The sequence below is a fragment of the Agromyces humi genome, from assembly GCF_009720255.1.
Taxonomy (GTDB): Bacteria; Actinomycetota; Actinomycetes; order Actinomycetales; family Microbacteriaceae; genus Agromyces; species Agromyces humi.
This window is the reverse complement of sequence record NZ_WJSP02000497.1, coordinates 1-2296: the sequence shown is the minus strand read 5'-3', so window position 1 is coordinate 2296 and position 2296 is coordinate 1. Positions and strand designations below refer to the sequence as shown.

3 protein-coding genes are annotated in these 2296 nt (G+C 72.5%); 2 read left to right on the top strand and 1 reads right to left on the bottom strand.

Features of this window, described 5'->3' with window-relative positions; genetic code table 11:
• Positions 1 to 372 (top strand): hypothetical protein (locus GH736_RS21405; RefSeq protein WP_159606903.1); only part of this gene is annotated, 372 nt, incomplete at its 5' end.
• A gap of 55 nt (positions 373 to 427) precedes the next feature.
• Positions 428 to 1192: a GntR family transcriptional regulator gene (locus tag GH736_RS21400; RefSeq protein WP_159606901.1), complete on the top strand. Its 765-nt coding sequence runs from the start codon at positions 428 to 430 to the stop codon at positions 1190 to 1192.
• 15 nt (positions 1193 to 1207) lie between these two features.
• Here the strand turns inward: GH736_RS21400 and GH736_RS21395 are convergent.
• The coding region (locus GH736_RS21395; RefSeq protein ID WP_235934600.1) for a thiamine pyrophosphate-dependent enzyme at positions 1208 to 2296 on the bottom strand (1089 nt) is incomplete at its 5' end.

Sequence of the window (2296 nt, the reverse complement as noted above, 5' to 3'; positions counted from 1 at the left end):
GGTCCCGCGGTGGTCGGAGGGGTCGCGGGTGCGGGCGGTGCCGCCGAGGCCGCCGACCTCCCGTCCGTGCCGGCGCTCGAGGTGGGCGGGGACGTGGTGCTCGAGTCGCTCCGCACGGTGACGGATGCCGCGGGCGCGCCGGTGCTCGAGGCCCGGTTCGTGAACTACCGGAGTGCGGCCCAGCCACTGCTCGCCGCGGCATCCGGAACCTGGGATCGCACCGATCTGACCGGGAAGGTGCTCGAGGCGGACGTCGACCTCGCCGCCTTCACGATCGGCGCCGCCCGCATCGAGACGTTCCGGCGCCGACCCGGCCACGGTGGCGCCTCGACGGTCGTGACGGTCGATGACGCGACCCACGATCGCGGGTGAGCGCCACCTCCCTGCAAAGCCCTATCGTCAGAACATCCGAACAACTGGAGAAGTCATGGCCCAGCTTCCGGAGCAGCGACTCCCCGTCGAGCTGTTCCTCGACCTCGACCGGTCGGGGCCCGTGCCGCTGTATTACCAGATCTCGAGCCGCCTCGAGCAGGCGATCCGCGACCAGACGCTGCCCGCCGGCTCACGCCTCGAGAACGAGGTCGCGCTCGCCAGCCGGCTCGGACTGTCCCGGCCCACGATCCGCCGGGCCATCCAGGACCTCGTCGACCAGGGACTGCTGGTGCGGCGACGCGGCATCGGCACCCAGGTCGTGCACGGCAAGATCACGCGCAACGTCGAGCTCACCAGCCTCTACGAGGACCTCGAGCGGTCGGGCCAGAAGCCCGAGACGCGCGTGCTCTCGGTCGAGACCCTGCCCGCCGACGAGCGGTTCGCCGAGGCGCTCGGCGTCGAGGTGGGCAGCCCCGTGCTGCACATCACGCGACTCCGCAGCGCCGATGGCGTGCCGCTCGCCATCCTCGACAACGTGCTGCCGGCCGCGTTCGCGGACCTCGACCGGGAGTCGCTCGAACGCCACGGCCTCTACCAGCTGCTGCGTGCCAGGGGCGTGATCATGCGGGTGGCCAAGCAGCGCATCGGCGCACGCTCGGCGACCGCGCACGAGGCGGGGCTCCTCGACCTGTCGCGCGGCGCCCCGGTGCTCACCATGACGCGGACCGCGTTCGACAACTCGGGGGTCGCGGTCGAGTTCGGCCAGCACTGCTACCGGCCCGATCGCTACTCGTTCGAGGTCACCCTCGTCGACCGCTGAGTCGGCGACGTCGTCTCAGCCGAGCAGCGGGCGCTGTGCCGTTCGCGCGGACTCGTACGCCGCCCGCGCCTGCTGCACGCTCGGCACCTGCGACGTCTCGGCGACCGGCACGTCCCACCAGCCCTCGCCGTCGGGCCCGCCGAGCAGCGGGTCGCTCTCGACGTGGATCAGCGTGGTGGCATCCGATGCCTTCGCGGTCGCGACCGCACGACGGAGGTCGTCGATCGCGTCGGGACCCGGCGCGATCTCGATGACGTCGACGCCGTAGCTGCGGGCATTCGCCGCGAGGTCGACTGGGAGCGGGGCGCCGCCCTGGAAGTTGCGCGCGTCGGTGTCGTAGGTGCGGTACCGCGTGCCGAATCGCTGCCCGCCGACCGACTCGGAGAGGTTGCCGATCGAGGCGTAGCCGTGGTTCTGCACGAGCACGACGATGAGCTTCTGGCCCTCGGCGACGGCCGTGACCAGCTCGGTGTGCAGCATCAGGTAGGAGCCGTCGCCCACCATCACGATGACGTCGCGATCGGGCGCGGCGCGGCGCACCCCGAGGCCGCCGGCGATCTCGTAGCCCATGCACGAGAAGGCGTACTCGACGTGGTACCCGAGCGGGTCGCGCACGCGCCAGAGCCGGTGCAGGTCGCCGGGGAGCGACCCGGCCGCCTGCACCACCACGTCGGTCGGGTCGCTCGCGGACTGCACCGCGCCGATGATCTCGGCCTGGGCGGGACGATCGCGTCGGGAGGGCACGAAGGCCGCGTCGACGACGGCATCCCACCCGGCCTTCTCGCGGGCGATGCGCTCGGTGCGTGCCGGGTCGGCGCGCAGGCCGATGAGCTCCCGTTCGAGCGCCTCGATGCCCGCGCGCGCGTCGGCGACGAGCGGCAGGTGCGTGCCGTGCTTGTACGCGTCGAACGGCGCGACGTTGAGGTTGACGAAGGTGACGTCGGGATGCTGGAACGCCGTGCGGCTCGCCGTCGTGAAGTCGCTGTAGCGGGTGCCGATCCCGATGACGACGTCGGCGTCGGCGGCGAGCCGGTTCGCGGCCGTCGAGCCGGTGGCGCCGACACCGCCGAGGTAGCCGGGGTGGTCCCACGGCAGCGCGCCGCC

Excerpts from the sequence above, each read along its gene's own strand:
- GH736_RS21400 (WP_159606901.1), top strand. The coding sequence starts at position 428 with ATGGCCCAGCTTCCGGAGCAGCGACTCCCCGTCGAGCTGTTCCTCGAC.